This window comes from Roseovarius maritimus, assembly GCF_043355895.2.
GTDB lineage: Bacteria > Pseudomonadota > Alphaproteobacteria > Rhodobacterales > Rhodobacteraceae > Roseovarius > Roseovarius maritimus.
Genome location: NZ_JBHFPF020000035.1, coordinates 1 through 774 on the forward strand (window position 1 = coordinate 1; position 774 = coordinate 774).

The 774-nt window shown below is 49.2% G+C and carries 2 protein-coding genes; both read left to right on the forward strand.

Features of this window, described 5'->3' with window-relative positions:
• Positions 1-205, forward strand: a 205-nt coding sequence (locus ACEWPM_RS19765; protein WP_393964169.1) for a hypothetical protein, incomplete at its 5' end; no start/stop codon positions are given.
• A complete protein-coding gene (locus tag ACEWPM_RS19770; protein WP_393964168.1) occupies positions 202-693 on the forward strand; it encodes a hypothetical protein in 492 nt (163 codons plus the stop codon). The genes ACEWPM_RS19765 and ACEWPM_RS19770, both read left to right, overlap by 4 nt.
• Positions 694-774 lie beyond the last annotated feature (81 nt).

The window sequence follows — 774 nt, forward strand, 5'->3', positions numbered from 1 at the left end:
GAGCCCCCTTTACCACATGCTGCATGATGCACTGATGTCTGCTATCGTGCGCGAGCCAAAAACCTTCAACAATCGATCAGGTTCTGAACGGGGTTTATGGCAGCGGGAAGCGAGGCGAGATGGGTGTGTTCCAAAAACGAGCGTTTGTGGCATATCCCAGATTGTCACAACGGATGCTGAGCGCTTGAGGAGTCCAAAAATTTGAAAACCGTAGGTCGGAATTTCGAGGCAGAAGTAGTCTGGGGCGATGGCGTGCCAACGGATGAGCGTATGGAAGATATGGTCTGTGAAGGGTATTTCCCATTTTTGAACTGGGAATTTTTTCGCTGGGCATATCCTGCCATCGAGTTCAGTGCCGCAACCGAGTTGTTTCTTGCTGCGATGCATCGAGCAGTCAAAAGGAAAAAGCTCTTCACTATGGTGCCTCCCCATGTGACTAACCCTCGGATTGGTAGTAAGCACATAGGTAATATCATTACCGGCCAGCGCCACAATTACTGGAAGGCTAGTGCAGACGAAGTAACCTTATATTTTCGAACCTATTGGCCGCATACTGATGTGCGAGGTCAGACATTGGCAGACCACCAAGACTTAAACTGGCCCCTCTTCTGCTTCCCAATGTCTGCGCAAGAATACGATCCGTTGAACAAACGCCCTGAGATCGATTGGAGCGATTACTTTTTGTTTCCATGATCGCTCCGAAAAGAACCGTTTGTTGAACAGTCCACAAAAGCGGACTTTGGAGCACATTGAACCAAGGTCCGTTTTGTCCGC